The sequence below is a fragment of the uncultured Algibacter sp. genome, from assembly GCF_947487605.1.
Classification (GTDB): Bacteria; Bacteroidota; Bacteroidia; order Flavobacteriales; family Flavobacteriaceae; genus Algibacter_D.
The window spans coordinates 53,642-68,646 of the sequence record NZ_CANKXK010000007.1 but is presented as its reverse complement, the minus strand read 5'-3'; the positions used below and the strand labels follow the sequence as shown (position 1 = coordinate 68,646).

Annotated in this window: 14 protein-coding genes; 6 read left to right on the top strand and 8 right to left on the bottom strand. The window is 31.7% G+C overall.

Annotation, left to right across the window (positions count from 1 at the left end; all coding sequences use genetic code 11):
- Positions 1-392: 392 nt before the first annotated feature.
- Positions 393-2,120, bottom strand: coding sequence for a phospho-sugar mutase (locus tag Q0739_RS09580; RefSeq protein WP_298238502.1), 1,728 nt, complete (start codon positions 2,118-2,120; stop codon positions 393-395).
- A gap of 289 nt (positions 2,121-2,409) precedes the next feature.
- On the opposite strand from Q0739_RS09580, the gene Q0739_RS09575 reads away from it, so the two are divergent.
- The 3 genes from Q0739_RS09575 (at position 2,410) to Q0739_RS09565 (ending at position 5,575) form a co-directional block, all read left to right on the top strand.
- On the top strand, positions 2,410-3,369 hold the full coding sequence (locus tag Q0739_RS09575; protein WP_298238501.1) for an Ig-like domain-containing protein: 960 nt from the start codon (positions 2,410-2,412) through the stop codon (positions 3,367-3,369).
- Positions 3,370-3,386: 17 nt separating this feature from the next.
- Entirely contained in the window at positions 3,387-4,256 is an 870-nt protein-coding gene (locus tag Q0739_RS09570) for a hypothetical protein (RefSeq protein ID WP_298238500.1), read from the top strand.
- Between the two features lie 443 nt (positions 4,257-4,699).
- Entirely contained in the window at positions 4,700-5,575 is an 876-nt protein-coding gene (locus Q0739_RS09565) for an aldose 1-epimerase family protein (protein WP_298238499.1), read from the top strand.
- Between the two features lie 437 nt (positions 5,576-6,012).
- Here the strand turns inward: Q0739_RS09565 and Q0739_RS09560 are convergent, their stop codons facing one another.
- From Q0739_RS09560 to Q0739_RS09550, 3 genes are all read right to left on the bottom strand, one after another.
- The gene (locus tag Q0739_RS09560; protein WP_298238498.1) at positions 6,013-6,720 is read right to left on the bottom strand and encodes an ion transporter; all 708 of its coding nucleotides are present in this window, start codon (positions 6,718-6,720) and stop codon (positions 6,013-6,015) included.
- A gap of 63 nt (positions 6,721-6,783) precedes the next feature.
- The gene (obgE, locus tag Q0739_RS09555) at positions 6,784-7,782 is read right to left on the bottom strand and encodes a GTPase ObgE (protein WP_298238497.1); all 999 of its coding nucleotides are present in this window, start codon (positions 7,780-7,782) and stop codon (positions 6,784-6,786) included.
- A gap of 153 nt (positions 7,783-7,935) precedes the next feature.
- On the bottom strand, positions 7,936-9,045 hold the full coding sequence (locus Q0739_RS09550) for an adenylate kinase (RefSeq protein ID WP_298238496.1): 1,110 nt from the start codon (positions 9,043-9,045) through the stop codon (positions 7,936-7,938).
- Between the two features lie 139 nt (positions 9,046-9,184).
- Between Q0739_RS09550 and Q0739_RS09545 the strand changes: the two genes are divergently transcribed.
- The 3 genes from Q0739_RS09545 to Q0739_RS09535 all read left to right on the top strand — a co-directional run bounded on the left by Q0739_RS09545 (position 9,185) and on the right by Q0739_RS09535 (position 13,094).
- Positions 9,185-10,339: a 5-(carboxyamino)imidazole ribonucleotide synthase gene (locus Q0739_RS09545; RefSeq protein WP_298238495.1), complete on the top strand. Its 1,155-nt coding sequence runs from the start codon at positions 9,185-9,187 to the stop codon at positions 10,337-10,339.
- Between the two features lie 88 nt (positions 10,340-10,427).
- Positions 10,428-10,907 carry a 5-(carboxyamino)imidazole ribonucleotide mutase gene (gene purE, locus Q0739_RS09540; RefSeq protein ID WP_298238494.1) on the top strand — a complete coding sequence of 160 codons (480 nt, stop codon included), beginning with the start codon at positions 10,428-10,430 and terminating at the stop codon, positions 10,905-10,907.
- 147 nt (positions 10,908-11,054) lie between these two features.
- On the top strand, positions 11,055-13,094 hold the full coding sequence (locus Q0739_RS09535) for a M3 family metallopeptidase (protein WP_298238493.1): 2,040 nt from the start codon (positions 11,055-11,057) through the stop codon (positions 13,092-13,094).
- A gap of 102 nt (positions 13,095-13,196) precedes the next feature.
- On the opposite strand, the gene Q0739_RS09530 is transcribed toward Q0739_RS09535, so the two are convergent.
- The 4 genes from Q0739_RS09530 to Q0739_RS09515 are packed head-to-tail and all read right to left on the bottom strand — an operon-like array spanning position 13,197 to position 14,974.
- Positions 13,197-13,568 carry a nuclear transport factor 2 family protein gene (locus Q0739_RS09530; protein ID WP_298238492.1) on the bottom strand — a complete coding sequence of 124 codons (372 nt, stop codon included), beginning with the start codon at positions 13,566-13,568 and terminating at the stop codon, positions 13,197-13,199.
- Between the two features lie 56 nt (positions 13,569-13,624).
- A complete protein-coding gene (locus tag Q0739_RS09525; protein WP_298238491.1) occupies positions 13,625-13,999 on the bottom strand; it encodes a DUF1801 domain-containing protein in 375 nt (124 codons plus the stop codon).
- Positions 13,996-14,658 (bottom strand): DUF2461 domain-containing protein, encoded by a 663-nt coding sequence (locus Q0739_RS09520; RefSeq protein ID WP_298238490.1) that lies wholly within the window; start codon positions 14,656-14,658, stop codon positions 13,996-13,998. Before Q0739_RS09520 ends, Q0739_RS09525 begins: the two co-directional genes overlap by 4 nt.
- Position 14,659: 1 nt before the next feature.
- Positions 14,660-14,974: a hypothetical protein gene (locus Q0739_RS09515; RefSeq protein WP_298238489.1), complete on the bottom strand. Its 315-nt coding sequence runs from the start codon at positions 14,972-14,974 to the stop codon at positions 14,660-14,662.
- Positions 14,975-15,005 lie beyond the last annotated feature (31 nt).

Below are 15,005 nucleotides of genomic sequence, written 5' to 3'. Positions count from 1 at the left end.
ATTATAGCCTATTAATTCTATCAATTTAATATTAAATAGAAGGCCAACTAAATACAACTATACCTATTATATAAAAAAAATATAAAGGTTCATTCAAAAAAGAACTAATCTAAATTTACCTTAATAATACTTTTAAAAAGAAATTAATGGTAAATAAGCATCAATATTAGATAAAAAAGTATGAAATAGGAAACATCATTTTTTTTATCAAATTACAATTTTTTTTCGAATCTATCGCATTACTAAACAATTTAACACCTTTTGTGTCTATTTAACCGCTTACTTTAAATGTGTTTAATTACATTAATGCAAGTGGTGCGGGAGATAAGAAAAGTTATTTAATATTGAAACTAACTCTTTATTGATTAAGTTCAATTACTTATAAAGCATTATTAAAGCTTCATATCTTTAACAATAGCATCAATTTTAGCTTCAATAGCAGCTTCAGTTTCTTTAAACTCAGAAGCACTTTCTAAATTAGTGTTTACACTGATGTAGAATTTTATTTTTGGTTCTGTGCCGCTAGGTCTTAAAGCTAATTGTGTTCCATCTTCAGTAGTATAGATTAACACATTCGATTTTGGAATATCAATTGACTTTTCTTCTCCAGTAATTGGGTTTTTAGAAATGGATAATTGATAATCGTCTATTTTTACAACTTTAGACTTATTAATTTCGCTTAAAGGATTTTCTCGGGCATCAATCATCATTTGTTTAATCTCTTGTGCGCCTTCTATTCCTTTTTTAGTTAATGAAATTAATCGTTCTTTATAATAGCCATGTTCTACATATAATGCAATTAACTCATCATAAGCAGAACTGTTATTAGCCTTAGCTTGAGCTACAATTTCAATAGCCAAAAGTGTTGACGTAACTGCATCTTTATCTCTTACAAAATCGCCAACCATATACCCAAAACTTTCTTCACCTCCTCCAATAAAGTCTAGCTCAGGATAATCCTTAATCAACTTAGCAATCCACTTAAAGCCAGTAAGTACAATTTTACTATCTACACCATAATGATTCGCTAAATTAGTAAGCATTGGTGTTGACACAATAGTTGATGCAATAAATTCTTCACCCTTTATTTTACCTTGTTTTTCCCATTGTTTTAATAAAAAACTAGTCATCACTAACATGGTTTGATTCCCATTGAGTAATTGCAACTCATTTTCTGAATTTCGAATAGCAATTCCTAAACGGTCACAATCTGGGTCTGTACCTATAACAATATCTGCATTAACTTTATCAGCAAGTTCAAGTGCCATTTTTAATGCTTCTGGCTCTTCTGGGTTTGGAGACACTACTGTTGGAAAATCTCCATCTGGCACTTCTTGTTCTTTTACAATATGTACATTGTTATAACCCGCTTGTTTTAGAGTGTCTGGAACTGCTGTAATTGACGTTCCGTGAAGCGATGTGAACACAATAGTTGTATTATCTTTTGCTTCTTGAGACGTATTAAAACTCACATTGCTGACTGATGCTTTAATGAATTCAGCATCTATATCTTTTCCGATTAAATGAATTAAATCTGCATTTGCTTCAAATTTAATATCTGAATAATCTAAACTATTTATTTCTGAGATAACTAAATCATCATGAGGTGGTACCAACTGACCGCCATCTTGCCAATATACTTTATAGCCATTATATTCTGGTGGATTGTGAGAAGCTGTTAATACAATACCACAATGGGAGTTTAAGTGTCTTACTGCAAATGATAACTCTGGAGTTGGACGTAAATCTTCAAATAAATAAACTTCAATTCCATTAGCCGAAAACACATCGGCTACAACCTTTGCTAATGATTTACTATTGTGCCTACAATCATAGGCAATTACAGCTTTCGGTGTTTCATTAGGAAACGATTTATGTAAATAATTACTTAAGCCTTGGGTACTTTTACCTAATGTGTATTTATTAATACGATTGGTTCCTACACCCATAATACCTCGCATACCTCCCGTACCAAATTCTAAATCTTTGTAAAAGCTTTCTTGAATATCTTCAGGATTGTTTGCAAGACTATCTTTAATTAGTGCTTGCGTATCGGCATCAAATGTTGGCATTAGCCATGAATTGATTCTATCCGAAACTTCAGATTGATTAATAGTCATAATAATGTAGTTTTAGTTGTTTATTAAGCTATAAACACAAGGTTAATAGCTTATTATTTAGTTGTTAATAGTGGTTTGCAATATAAAAACTATTTTAAAATAAATTTTACGTTAAATCATCAATTCTATGTACAAAACTTTCAATTTTCACTAAGAAGTCATCTTGACTTTTTGTGTTTCGTTAAAAAGACGACACTATTCATACGTTTTCATATAATTTATTTTTTTTTAATTTTTTTATGTAATGCTAAACTAATGGTGACGACCTATATCTTCAAAATACCATATCATGAAAAAAATACATTTACTTTTTATTTTAATTACTACTGCCCTTTTGTACAACTGTATTGGAGAAGATATCAGAGACGATGCCATTGCTGAAGAAGTACGTATTTTAAGTACTGTAGAAACTATTGAGGCTAACAAATCTTTTCAACTTAACGTTAAATTCTTCAATAATATTGGTGAAGAAGCAACAGTTGATATAGATTGGTCTAGTGAAGACCCTTCAATTGCCATTGTAAATGCAACTGGATTGGTTACAGGTGTTTCTGAAGGCACAACTAATATAATTGCTAAAGCTATAGTAGATAATAAAACTGTAGATGATACAATTTCTATAACCATTACTCCAGATACTTCTGGTCCAAAAATGGAAGAAATTGTTTTTCTAAACCCAACAGGAAGTATTCAAGTTTCTGAAACTTATCAATATAATGTAGCTTATTATAATGATTTAGGTGAACAAGAAGCAGCAGCTATCACTTGGACAAGTAACAACCCATCTGTGGCAACGGTGAATAGCTCAGGTCTAGTTACAGGTGTTTCCGCAGGATCTGCTACCATAAAAGCAGAAACGATTGTAAATGGGAATACTATAGAAAATACTACAGATATCACAATAACCGAAAGCTCACAAAATCCAAATTCAAAATCAGGAACTATAGTAACAACAAGTAGCTATACTTTAAAGGGTGATTTTACACTATCAGAAATAGAAAACACTAGCAACCTAAAACTTTCTATAGAAAGTAATTATGAAGCTACAACAGCTTTACCAGGGCTTTATATTTATTTAAGCAACAACCCAAATTCTATTGGTAGTGCTCTTGAAATTGGCGCTGTAACCACTTTTAACGGCGCACATTCTTACACCATAAATAACAAGGGAATTAATGATTATTCTTATGTCTTGTATTGGTGTAAACCTTTTGGAGTTAAAGTAGGAGAAGGAAAAATAAACGATTAATAACTTACGATTTTAAGATGATGAATTCAAAAAAGATTATACTAATAGTAACACTTGCCTTTTTAACTTCTAATACTGTTTTTTCGCAATGGAATAAAGGGAAAGGTAATGGCTATTATAAGCTATCTGCTTGGTATTTAGAAGCTGATAAACATTACACAGATACAGGTAAAAAAGATCCAAATATTACAAGAAGCCAATTTAATATTAGTTTTTATGGAGAATATGGTCTTTTAGACAAACTAGATGTCATAACCTATATCCCATTTTTTTCAAGAGCAGTCGAATTTGATGATGTTTCAGGAACTACAGGTCAAATTATCGATGAAGGTGAAGCATTTAATAGTATTGGTGATATTGAAATAGGTGCTAGATATGGCTTACTTAAAACAGATTATCTTGCCTTGTCTGTTTCTTTAAAGTTAGGTATTCCAACAGGTGATAATGCAGGAGGAAGCGATGGTAGTTTTCAAACTGGTGACGGAGAATTTAATCAATTAATTCAAACCAACCTTGGAACATCTTTTAACTTAGGAGCAGTTCCATTTTATGCAAAAACCTATGTGGGTTTCAATAATAGAACTGAAGATTTCTCTGATGAATTTAGAGGTGGTTTAGAGTTAGGTGCCAATCTTTTAAAAAATAAGTTATGGTTAATAGGGCGTGCAGATTTATTAGAATCCTTTCAAAATGGAGATTTAAGTGCACAAACTGCACAGGGAAGTATTTTTGCAAATAATATTGAATATGTGAGTTTAGGTGCTGAAGTTGCGTATTATATTACTAAAAAACTAGGGATTTCTTTTAACTTTACTGGTGCTATCTCTGGTGAACTTATCTATGCAGCACCAGCATATTCTGGCGGGGTGTTTTTAGATATAAAATAACTCGGTTTTAAATAGAGTTAGAAAATAATACTGTATATCAAACATAAAAGCTACTCTAAAATTATAGTTAAAGTTAAACAGTTATAGCCTGTTGTGTATATTTTATCAAAAAACATACAACAGGTTATTATTTATTAGCGTTTTTCTTAAAACTTCCACATTAAAATTACCATTCTAACTCTTTAAAAGCCATACCAAAAGAAGTTTTAGCAATTATTTTATTTCCTTTGAATACATAAACTCTTTATCAACAAATCACAGAAATCAAAATAAAATTGACTACAAAATTGAATTATTGAATGTCTTATACATAAGCTCATAGTTTTTCATTTTTTATATCTTAGCCATTAAAATATTTAGCAAGCTGTTATACTTGTACTAAAAACACATAAAATTCACAATATTTGCTCTATTAATTCTTCATTTATTTTAATAATTAAAATATGCTACACGCTATTGAAAACGAAAACCTTATTTGCACAATCGAATCAAATGGAGCAGAAATTCGCTCTCTAAAAAATAAGATAACTGGAGAAGAATATATATGGCAAATAAAGCCCTCTATTTGGGGAAGTAGCTCACCAATATTGTTTCCAGCAATTGGAAAAATTAAAGAAGATAAGGTTGTATACAATGGAAAAGATTACAATATGCCTAAACATGGTATTATTAGAAATAACAAGCAACTTCTTTTCCAGAAACATGGTGTTTCGAAGTGTTCTTTCACTCTTAATTCTTCTAAAGAAACACTAAAACAATACCCTTTCAAATTTTTATTTTCTGTAGAGTTTGAACTTGCTAATAAGCACTTAGTTATGACATACAACGTTGAGAACAAAGATACTGTACCTATACAACTTATTTGCGGAGGACACACAGCATATGCATGTCCTTTAAACGAAAATACTAAATTATCTGACTATGTTATAGAATTCCCCAAGCAATTAAATCTTGAAGCAAGTACATTAGGTGCTTCGGGGTTATTATCAGAATACAAACGTGAAATTAAAACTAATAAAAACCGCCTTTCGCTTTCAGACACGTTATTTAACGAAGATGCATTAATATTCCCTAATATTGATTGTGATTGGGTTCGACTGCGTAAAAAAGATGAAGAAAAAGGAATCATCGTTCGGTTTACAGACTACCCTCATCTTGCTCTTTGGTCGAAACCATTAGCAGATTATGTTTGTATAGAACCTTGGTTAGGGTTACCAGACAGTGACAATGAATCTACCGATATAACCAAAAAATCAACCTTTAAAACTTTAGAAACTGGCTCTAGGTTTTCAATCGCTATTGAAACTGAAATAGAATAACAAATTAGGAGTTGAATACACAAGTTTGTAAAATTATTTCCAAAAATACAGGATAGCTTATACCTTAATTGCGTTAGGTTTCTATTGGGCTTTATATTTCTTTCAATAATATAATACTAGCAAAATACATCTTACTAGGTAAGTACTAGCTAATGTGAGTTCAATATATTAAAATATTGACAATCAAAATTTTAAACTATTTTAATATAGAAACGGTATTATTCCGAACGCTATCGAAAACAAAATCTTTTTGTTTAAAGATACCAAGCGGATCTTGTGATGAGAAATCTCGCTTGAATGAGATATCTTGAAGTTTATCTTAAGTAAAGTCGAAAGGCTCACAGCTTTGCTCTATCAACTTAACAAAAAATTGTTTATTAATGATTTATGTGAGTTTTATTTTTTGAAACTTATTTCGAACTTAAATAATTCTTTTATTACTCTTGTTTTTTATCAACCGACTTTGTCAAAGCCGACGAAATTATCCCAGTTGGAATTGCAACGATACCTAAGCCAATCATTAATATAAAGAAAGTAAAAACTTTACCACCAACTGTAATAGGATAAACATCGCCATAGCCTACTGTTGTTAAAGTAATTATAGCCCACCACAAACTATCAAATATCGAAGAAAAATGTTCTGGTTGTGCTTGATTTTCAAAATAATAAATACCAACTGCTGAGAAATAAATAAGAATCAAGGTAATGAATATAAACAATAAAATCTCTTCCTTTGCAGATTTAATAGCTTGAGTAAAATGACTCATTGCTCTATTATAACGTACTAATTTTAAAATTCTGAATAGTCTTAAAAAACGTAATGCTCTTAGTGATCGTAAATCTACTCCAAAGGATAAATAAAATGGTAATATTGCCAGTAAATCTATTATACCGAAAAAGCTAAAAACAAATCTTGGCTTACTATCTGCAACATATACTCTTAAAAAATACTCAATAGTAAATACTACAACACTAAACCATTCTACCGATTGAAGAATTAATCTCGTTTGAGGTTTTAAGCTTGGTATTGTTTCTATTGAAAAAGTAATTACAGATATTAAAATTAATGCTTGAATAAAAAAGGCAAAATATTTACTTCTTTTATTATCATTAATCTCTACAATACTTTTAATAACTTGCTTCATAATTAAGCCTTGAATACTTGACAAAGTAATCGAAAATTATCAATTTTTTAGAACAGTAGTATTCTAATTATTCAAAATCTTCCAAAGGACATCCTTCAACTCTGCAATGCCTTGTTGTGCCACAGACGATATAAATAAATAAGGAATTGGTAATTCATTCTCTAGTTCTCTATTTAATTCTTCCTTTAGCTCCTCATCGAGTAAATCACTTTTTGAAATCGCTATAATTCGCTCTTTATCAAGCATCTCTGGATTATACCGTCTTAATTCATCTAATAAAATATCGTATTGCTTTTTGATATCTGGAGCATCAGCAGGAATTAAAAATAGTAACACAGAATTACGCTCAATATGCCTTAAAAAATAATAACCAAGACCCTTCCCTTCGGCTGCGCCTTCAATTATACCAGGGATATCTGCCATAACAAAAGTTTGAAAATCACGATACTTCACAATTCCTAAATTAGGTTTCAGGGTTGTAAATTCGTAGTCGGCTATTTTTGGTTTTGCAGAAGTAATTACTGATAACAACGTAGATTTTCCGGCATTAGGGAATCCTACCAACCCAACATCTGCTAGTAGTTTTAGTTCTAATGTAATATACTTTTCTTCTAAAGGCATCCCAGGCTGAGCATATCTAGGCGTTTGATTTGTTGAAGATTTAAAATGCCAATTTCCTAAACCACCTTTACCTCCTTTTGCAATTATTTTCTCTTCACCGTCTTCGGTTATTTCCATGAGTATCTCATTGGTCTCTGTATCTCTAACCACGGTTCCTAATGGAACATCTAAATAAAAATCTTCACCATCTGCACCAGTGCTTCTGCCTTTGCTTCCATCTCCACCATGGCCTGCTCTAGTATGTCTTGCATATTTTAAATGAAGAAGTGTCCATAGATTAGAATTACCTTTTAAGATAATATGGCCACCTCGCCCACCGTCTCCACCGTCTGGACCTCCTTTAGTTATATATTTTTCGCGATGTAAATGCACAGAGCCTTTACCCCCGTTGCCAGAACAAACATACATTTTTACGTAGTCAACAAAATTTCCTTCAGTCATTGTATTGTTTATTTGCCATCCCCCGAAGGTGGTATTTTTTTTTAATGTTATGTTGTTATTATTAAGACCTTTCGTTTTGCTTCACAAGGTGCTTTCTTTTAATGAAAAAGTGTTTTCACCTCAATCAATACTCAAGGTAACATAAATGATAATCTAAAGTTTATCTATAACTCCACTCAGTCGTACTGTAATATCTTCAATACTACCAACACCATCAACACCAAAATATTTATTTTGCGCAGAATAATACTCTTTTAGTATAGCTGTTTTAGAATAATATTCTTTAATTCTATTTCTTATAATAGATTCATCTGCATCATCTGCTCTTCCACTAGATTTACCTCTTTCAAGTAAACGCTTTACTAAAATTTCATCATCAACTTCAAGAGCAATCATAGCATTTATTAGAGAATCTTTACTGTCCATTAAAGTATCTAAAGCATCTGCTTGTGCATTAGTTCTAGGAAATCCATCAAAAATAAACCCATTTGCATCAGCGTTTTTTTCAACTTCGGCATTTAACATATCTATAGTCACCTGATCTGGAACTAACTCGCCTTTATCCATGTAAGATTTGGCTAACATTCCTAAGGCTGTTTCATTTTTGATATTATATCTAAAAACATCGCCAGTTGAAATATGAATTAAGTTATATTTTTCTTTTAAAAAATTTGCTTGCGTTCCTTTTCCTGCTCCTGGAGGGCCAAATAGCACTAAATTTGTCATGTGTTGCGTTTCTTTTATTTGATAAATCTCTGGTAAATCTCTTCCTAAATTATCGTAGTCTAATCCGTAGCCTACTATAAATTTATTAGGAATTTCTATACCAACGTAATGTAGTTTAAAGTCTTTTTTATATGCATCAGGCTTATAAAACAAGGTTGCAATCTTTAAAGATTTAACCTTTTCATTTTTAAAAATGCGGTGTACCTCTGCAAGTGTTTTACCTGTATCAATAATATCTTCAAGAATAACAACGGTTCTTCCAGTTAAATCCTGGGTTAAACCTATTAAACGTTGAATGTCTTCAGAAGATTTAACACCTTCATAAGATGCTAATTTTATAAAGGTAACTTCGCAAGGCTTAGGATATTTTTTTACAAAATCACTAACTACCATAAACGACCCGTTCAAAATCCCTACAAAAACAGGAACTTCATCTCCCAAGTCGTTAGATATTTCAGCTACCATTTTATCAATAGCTTTATCAATTTCTTTTGCCGAAATAAAAGGTTTAAAATATTTGTCGTGAAGCTTTATCACCAGCTTAATGTTTTAAAAGATGCAAAGATAATCAATAGATTAACGAATACCGATTTTTTGATTTACGATTTCTAAAGTAATTTGATATTAAAATGTATTTTTGCCATAACATAAATTAGTTTCAGTTAAACAGGTCTTTATGAACTATTTTTCTTCAAATTTTAAACTTGGAATTCTTGGCGGTGGACAACTTGGGAAAATGTTACTCTACAATACTAGAAAATTTGATATTTACACATGTGTTTTAGAAGCTAATCCCGAAGCTCCTTGCAAAACTGCTTGCGATGAATTTCATGTTGGTGACTTAATGGATTATGATGCGGTTTATAATTTTGGAAAACAAGTTGATGTTTTAACTTTTGAGATTGAAAATGTAAACGTAGATGCATTAGAAGCTCTTGAGAAAAAAGGTATAAAAGTTTACCCTTCCTCCAAAAATTTACGAACTATTCAAAACAAAGGAGCTCAAAAATTATTTTACAGAGATCATGATATCCCAACTTCAGATTTCACAAGATTCGCTTACCTTTCAGAAATTGAAGACACTATTGATAATGGTGGACTAGAGTTTCCATTTGTTTGGAAAGCCGCACAGTTTGGTTATGATGGTAATGGCGTAAAACTTGTTAGACAACTTTCTGATCTTGAAGGTTTACCAAAAGGCGAATGTATAGCAGAAGATTTAATTAATTTTAAAAACGAATTAGCTGTAATTGTTGCTAGAAATGAAGCAGGTGACATAAAAACCTATCCCGTTGTAGAAATGGAATTTCACCCTGAAGCAAATCAAGTTGAGTATGTTATTTGTCCAGCTAGAATTGATAAGAAAATTGCTGAAAAAGCACAGAGCGTAGCATTAAAAGTTTCAGAATCATTTAACCATGTAGGGTTATTAGCTGTTGAAATGTTTCAAACTAATGACGATGAAATTCTAGTTAATGAAGTAGCTCCTAGGCCTCATAATTCTGGACATCAAACTATTGAAGCGAGTTACACATCACAATTTGAACAACATATTAGAGCCATTTTAAACTTACCTTTAGGAAGAACAGATAATAAAGTTGGCGGAGTGATGGTAAATTTAGTTGGAGCCGAAGGATATAATGGTAATGTCGTTTATCAAAATATTGAGACCATAATGAATATGGAAGGTGTAACACCTCATATTTATGGGAAAAAACAAACCAGACCTTTCCGAAAAATGGGTCATGTAACCATTGTAAATGAAGATTTGAATGAAGCAAGACGTGTTGCAGAAGAAGTCAAAAAAGTGATTAAAGTAATAAGTGATTAAATCACAAAAAACATATACCAAACTCCAATTCTTATAACATGAAAGTTGAAATTAAATTTGGTTTTTGGAATTTTAAATTTGGAATTTTATGAACAAAGTAGGCGTTATTATGGGGAGTAAAAGTGATCTTCCTGTTATGCAAGATGCAATAGACATCTTAAAAGGATTTGATATTGAGGTAGAAGTAGATATTGTTTCTGCACACCGTACACCAGAAAAACTATTCGATTATGGTAAGTATGCTCACACAAGAGGCTTTTCGGTTATTATTGCAGGTGCTGGAGGTGCTGCACATTTACCAGGTATGATTGCCGCTTTATCTCCATTACCAGTAATTGGTGTTCCTGTTAAGAGCAGTAACTCCATAGATGGATGGGATTCTATCTTGTCTATTTTACAAATGCCTGGGGGAGTTCCTGTAGCCACTGTAGCACTTAATGGTGCAAAAAATGCTGGAATTCTTGGAGCTCAAATAATTGGATCTAACGATTCGTGTGTGCTTGACAAAGTTATTGCTTATAAAGAAGGGCTAAAAATAAAAGTAAACGAATCTGCAAAAGACCTTTAAACAAAAAAAACCTCGAATAAATTCGAGGTTTCTTAGCTATTAACAATAATTCCTAGAGTTAGTCACTCCTATAATTATCGCGGCAAATATAAAAAAATTATGTTATGCACGCATAACATAATTAAATTTTAACATTTTTTCTTACCAATGACAAAAAATCCATTATTAGACTCCTACAATACGCCTTATAGTACAGCGCCTTTTTCAAAAATTAATACTATCCATTTTATACCTGGTTTTAAACAAGCCATAGTAAAGGCTAAAGGTGAGATTGATGACATAGTAAACAATCCAGAAGTTCCAACGTTTCAAAATACCATCGAAGCCCTTGATTTTTCTGGAGAAGAATTAGATAGAATATCTAGTATTTTCTTCAACTTAAATTCTGCTGAAACTAATGAAGATATTCAAAAGATAGCACAAGAAGTTTCGCCGCTACTTTCTGAATTTAGTAATGATATTACCTTGAACGAGGCACTTTTTAAACGTGTTAAGACTGTTTACAATGCTAAAGCTGAACTAGATTTAACCACAGAGCAAACCACTTTATTAAATAAAAAATATAAAAGTTTCTCAAGGAATGGTGCTAATTTAGCTGAAGATAAAAAAGAACAACTTCGTGAGATTGACAAAACATTAAGTCAATTAAAATTAAAATTCGGAGAAAATGTTTTAGCGGAAACCAATAAATTCGAAATGCTAATTACTGATGAAGAAGATTTAGCTGGATTACCAGATGGCGCTAAAGAAGCTGCAAAACAATTGGCGGAATCGAAAGTTAAAGAAGGTTGGTTATTCACTTTAGATTACCCAAGTTATATTCCTTTTATAACCTATGCTGACAATCGGGAGTTGAGAAAAAAACTATCTCTTGCTGCTGGATCAAAAGCCTTTAAAGGGGATGATTTAGACAACCAAAATAATGTGCTTCAAATTGTAAAACTAAGACATGAACGTGCAAACTTACTAGGTTATAAAACTCATGCGCATTTTGTTTTAGAGGAACGTATGGCAGAAACGCCTGAAACGGTTCTTAAGTTTTCAAATGAATTATTAGAAAAAGCGAAACCTGCTGCAGAACGTGAGTTTAAAACCCTGGAGAACTTTGCTAAAGAATTAGATAATATTGACAGATTAGAAAAATGGGATGGAGCTTATTATTCTGAAAAATTAAAACAGAAATTATTCAGTTTGGATGATGAAAAGCTGAAACCCTATTTCAAATTAGAAAATGTTATTAATGGGGCGTTTACAATAGCTAATAAATTATTCGATTTAAATTTTGAAGAAATTGATAGCATTGATAAATACCATGAAGATGTTTTAACCTATAAAGTTACAGACAACAATGGTGATTTAATATCTATTTTTTATGCTGATTTTTTCCCAAGAGCAGGAAAACGTAATGGCGCGTGGATGACCGTTTACAAACCACAATACATTAAAAACAGCGAAAACAGCAGACCACATATTTCTATAGTTTGCAACTTCACGAAACCTACGAAAACAAAACCTTCATTATTAACGTTTAACGAAGTTACTACGTTGTTTCATGAATTTGGTCATGCATTGCATGGTATGTTAGCCAATACCACCTACCCTAGTTTATCTGGAACAAGTGTATTTTGGGATTTTGTAGAATTACCTAGTCAGGTAATGGAAAATTGGTGTTATGAAAAAGAAGCTCTAGAGTTGTTTGCAACACATTATGAAACTGGTGAAGTCATTCCGATGGATTTGGTTGAAAAAATAAAAGACTCTGCAACCTTTCATGAAGGCATGCAAACCCTAAGACAATTAAGTTTTGGGTTATTAGATATGAGCTGGCATGCTGGTGAGTCGCCAGAGACAATAAAAGATGTTAAAACCCATGAAAGCAAAGCTTTTGAAAACACAAAACTTTATCCTGATGTCTCTGAAAATTGTATGAGTACCGCCTTTTCACATATTTTTCAAGGAGGTTATTCTTCTGGTTATTATAGTTATAAATGGGCCGAAGTTTTAGATGCTGATGCTTTTGAATACTTTAAAGAAGAAGGCATTTTTAATAAAACCGTTGCTGATAAATTTAAAGATAACGTGTTAAGTAAAGGCGGCACTGAAAATCCAATGACACTTTACAAACGTTTTAGAGGACAAGAACCTAAACCTGAGGCTTTGTTGAAACGGGCGGGGTTATTGAAATAAGTTTCTGTATTTTGAAAAACGAGGGGGTCTAATTAAGCTCAATGTCAATCCATTAGACATGTTGAGCATTTGCATTTACAAATCGAATAGGATTTTAAAAATTCACCCCTGAGACATTGGTGTAAAGAAGAACTCTTCTCTTACTATTTTACCGCCTTCAACTTTATAAAGACAAACTTCTTCCATTGATGTTCTTGGAGCTCCTTTAAAGGTTACGTCCATTTTCATCGTACATGCAAAAAAATTATCTGCAACAATGGGATCAGATATTACAGAACCGTGAATTTCCTCAGTCATCTCTTGAAATTGTTGCCCTTTAGCAATAACCGCTTCTAATCCTTCACAAATTTTTACTGGAGCTCCATCTGGCTCTACACTTACAATGTTTGGCGCATATAACTCTTGTATAGCTTCGGCATACTGACCTTGTCTGCAATAACTTACTAATTTGTCTGCTACTTCTTGTGTTGTCATAATTTTTATTTTAAGTTTTAAAATTGTTTAATTTTTTCAATGATTAAAAAATGAATTTATGCTTCATCTTTCATTTTCACCCATGCTAATATTATTGCTTCAAGATCTTCTTTTCTATCTTCTATGTTCTTCATATCTTTAAACTTGGCAGTTCTTGCTTCTTTACCATCGCCCTCCAAGATACCATTAGAGTTTTCGATTAAAGCACCTTTATGAAACATCAAGCTCACATGCTTTTTCGCATTCATAAAAAATGAGGCAATATTACCTTTATACATAAATGTAGGGCTACTCCGTTTTATAGTTTCTTCAATATTTGGATGTGTATTTAAAATAATCTCTCTCACCCGCTCTATTTCTTGAGTTAAAGGATGTGCTTTCTTTTTTAAATAGCCTTCTACTAAATCATTTTTATTCATAAGCACTCTCATTTAATTAATGCCGCATTCAAAAACTCATTTAAAGGTCTTATGGCTTCAAAATGGGCTTTAATAACAGTTATCAACTTTGGAGAATCATAATATGCTGAAAGTGGCAGTTCTGTCATAGCATAAAATTGTTTCTTATAAATATGTTCCGTTTTACTCGCTAATGCTTCAAAGGACTTATCTATGCGTTTAGCAGTTTCACCCTTCAACTCTTTTAATTTATCTATAAAATTTTTAGAATTTATTATTTCCAAAAAATCCTCAGTATTCTTAGTAATATGAGATCTTACCATTTTTAGTTCTGGTGGTTTCACCATAAAAAGCCCTCCTCCTACATGAATAGTATCTGCAGTAATACCCAAATAATAACCTGGTAGCATCGATTTTTTTCCATTAGGCGAAAAACCTGCTTTTAATATTATATGGTATGGTGTTTTATCCTTTGAAAAACGGATATCTCTGTTTATTCTAAATATGGCTTTCTTTTCATCTTGCAAAATTCTGGAATCCCAATTTCTCAGTTCTGGAATTAATTCTGAAAGCAAATTCAGAAAAGGCAGTTTCGCATCAGTTTCATAACGCTTTTTATTGGCATGAAACCATGCTTTAGTATTACTTTCCTTTAATTCATTAAAAAAATCTGTGTATGCTTTTGTTATCATATTATGATTGAATTAATTGTAAAGCCTTTTCTGCCAAATTATACCATGACTGCTTGTAAGAATAGTCAAGTTGAAACCAACCAGATAAAGGTTTTTTACTTTTAAAAGGACTAAATACTTCTAAAGGAAGTGTATCACTTTCAGGATTGAAATCTTTACCCAATTTAAAAACCATTTTTTCTTTAGTTGAAAAAAAAGCAAAAACTTTTCCTTTATAGTGAATAGCTTCAGAACTCATCATTTTACCTACTGTAATAACTTCACTTTGTGAGCAAAAAATGGTTCTGATGTCTTCAAAATACAATTTAGCATCCATACCCTTTGTAAATCATCTATTCAAATTTATT

Bases quoted from the DNA above. Each gene is read 5' to 3' on its own strand.
- Q0739_RS09545 (WP_298238495.1), top strand. From the start codon at position 9,185: ATGAACTATTTTTCTTCAAATTTTAAACTTGGAATTCTTGGCGGTGGA.
- Q0739_RS09515 (WP_298238489.1), bottom strand. From the start codon at position 14,974: ATGGATGCTAAATTGTATTTTGAAGACATCAGAACCATTTTTTGCTCA.
- Q0739_RS09520 (WP_298238490.1), bottom strand. From the start codon at position 14,658: ATGATAACAAAAGCATACACAGATTTTTTTAATGAATTAAAGGAAAGT.
- Q0739_RS09560 (WP_298238498.1), bottom strand. From the start codon at position 6,720: ATGAAGCAAGTTATTAAAAGTATTGTAGAGATTAATGATAATAAAAGA.
- obgE (WP_298238497.1), bottom strand. From the start codon at position 7,782: ATGACTGAAGGAAATTTTGTTGACTACGTAAAAATGTATGTTTGTTCT.
- Q0739_RS09535 (WP_298238493.1), top strand. From the start codon at position 11,055: ATGACAAAAAATCCATTATTAGACTCCTACAATACGCCTTATAGTACA.
- Q0739_RS09530 (WP_298238492.1), bottom strand. From the start codon at position 13,568: ATGACAACACAAGAAGTAGCAGACAAATTAGTAAGTTATTGCAGACAA.
- Q0739_RS09565 (WP_298238499.1), top strand. From the start codon at position 4,700: ATGCTACACGCTATTGAAAACGAAAACCTTATTTGCACAATCGAATCA.
- purE (WP_298238494.1), top strand. From the start codon at position 10,428: ATGAACAAAGTAGGCGTTATTATGGGGAGTAAAAGTGATCTTCCTGTT.
- Q0739_RS09525 (WP_298238491.1), bottom strand. From the start codon at position 13,999: ATGAGAGTGCTTATGAATAAAAATGATTTAGTAGAAGGCTATTTAAAA.
- Q0739_RS09570 (WP_298238500.1), top strand. From the start codon at position 3,387: ATGATGAATTCAAAAAAGATTATACTAATAGTAACACTTGCCTTTTTA.
- Q0739_RS09580 (WP_298238502.1), bottom strand. From the start codon at position 2,120: ATGACTATTAATCAATCTGAAGTTTCGGATAGAATCAATTCATGGCTA.
- Q0739_RS09575 (WP_298238501.1), top strand. From the start codon at position 2,410: ATGAAAAAAATACATTTACTTTTTATTTTAATTACTACTGCCCTTTTG.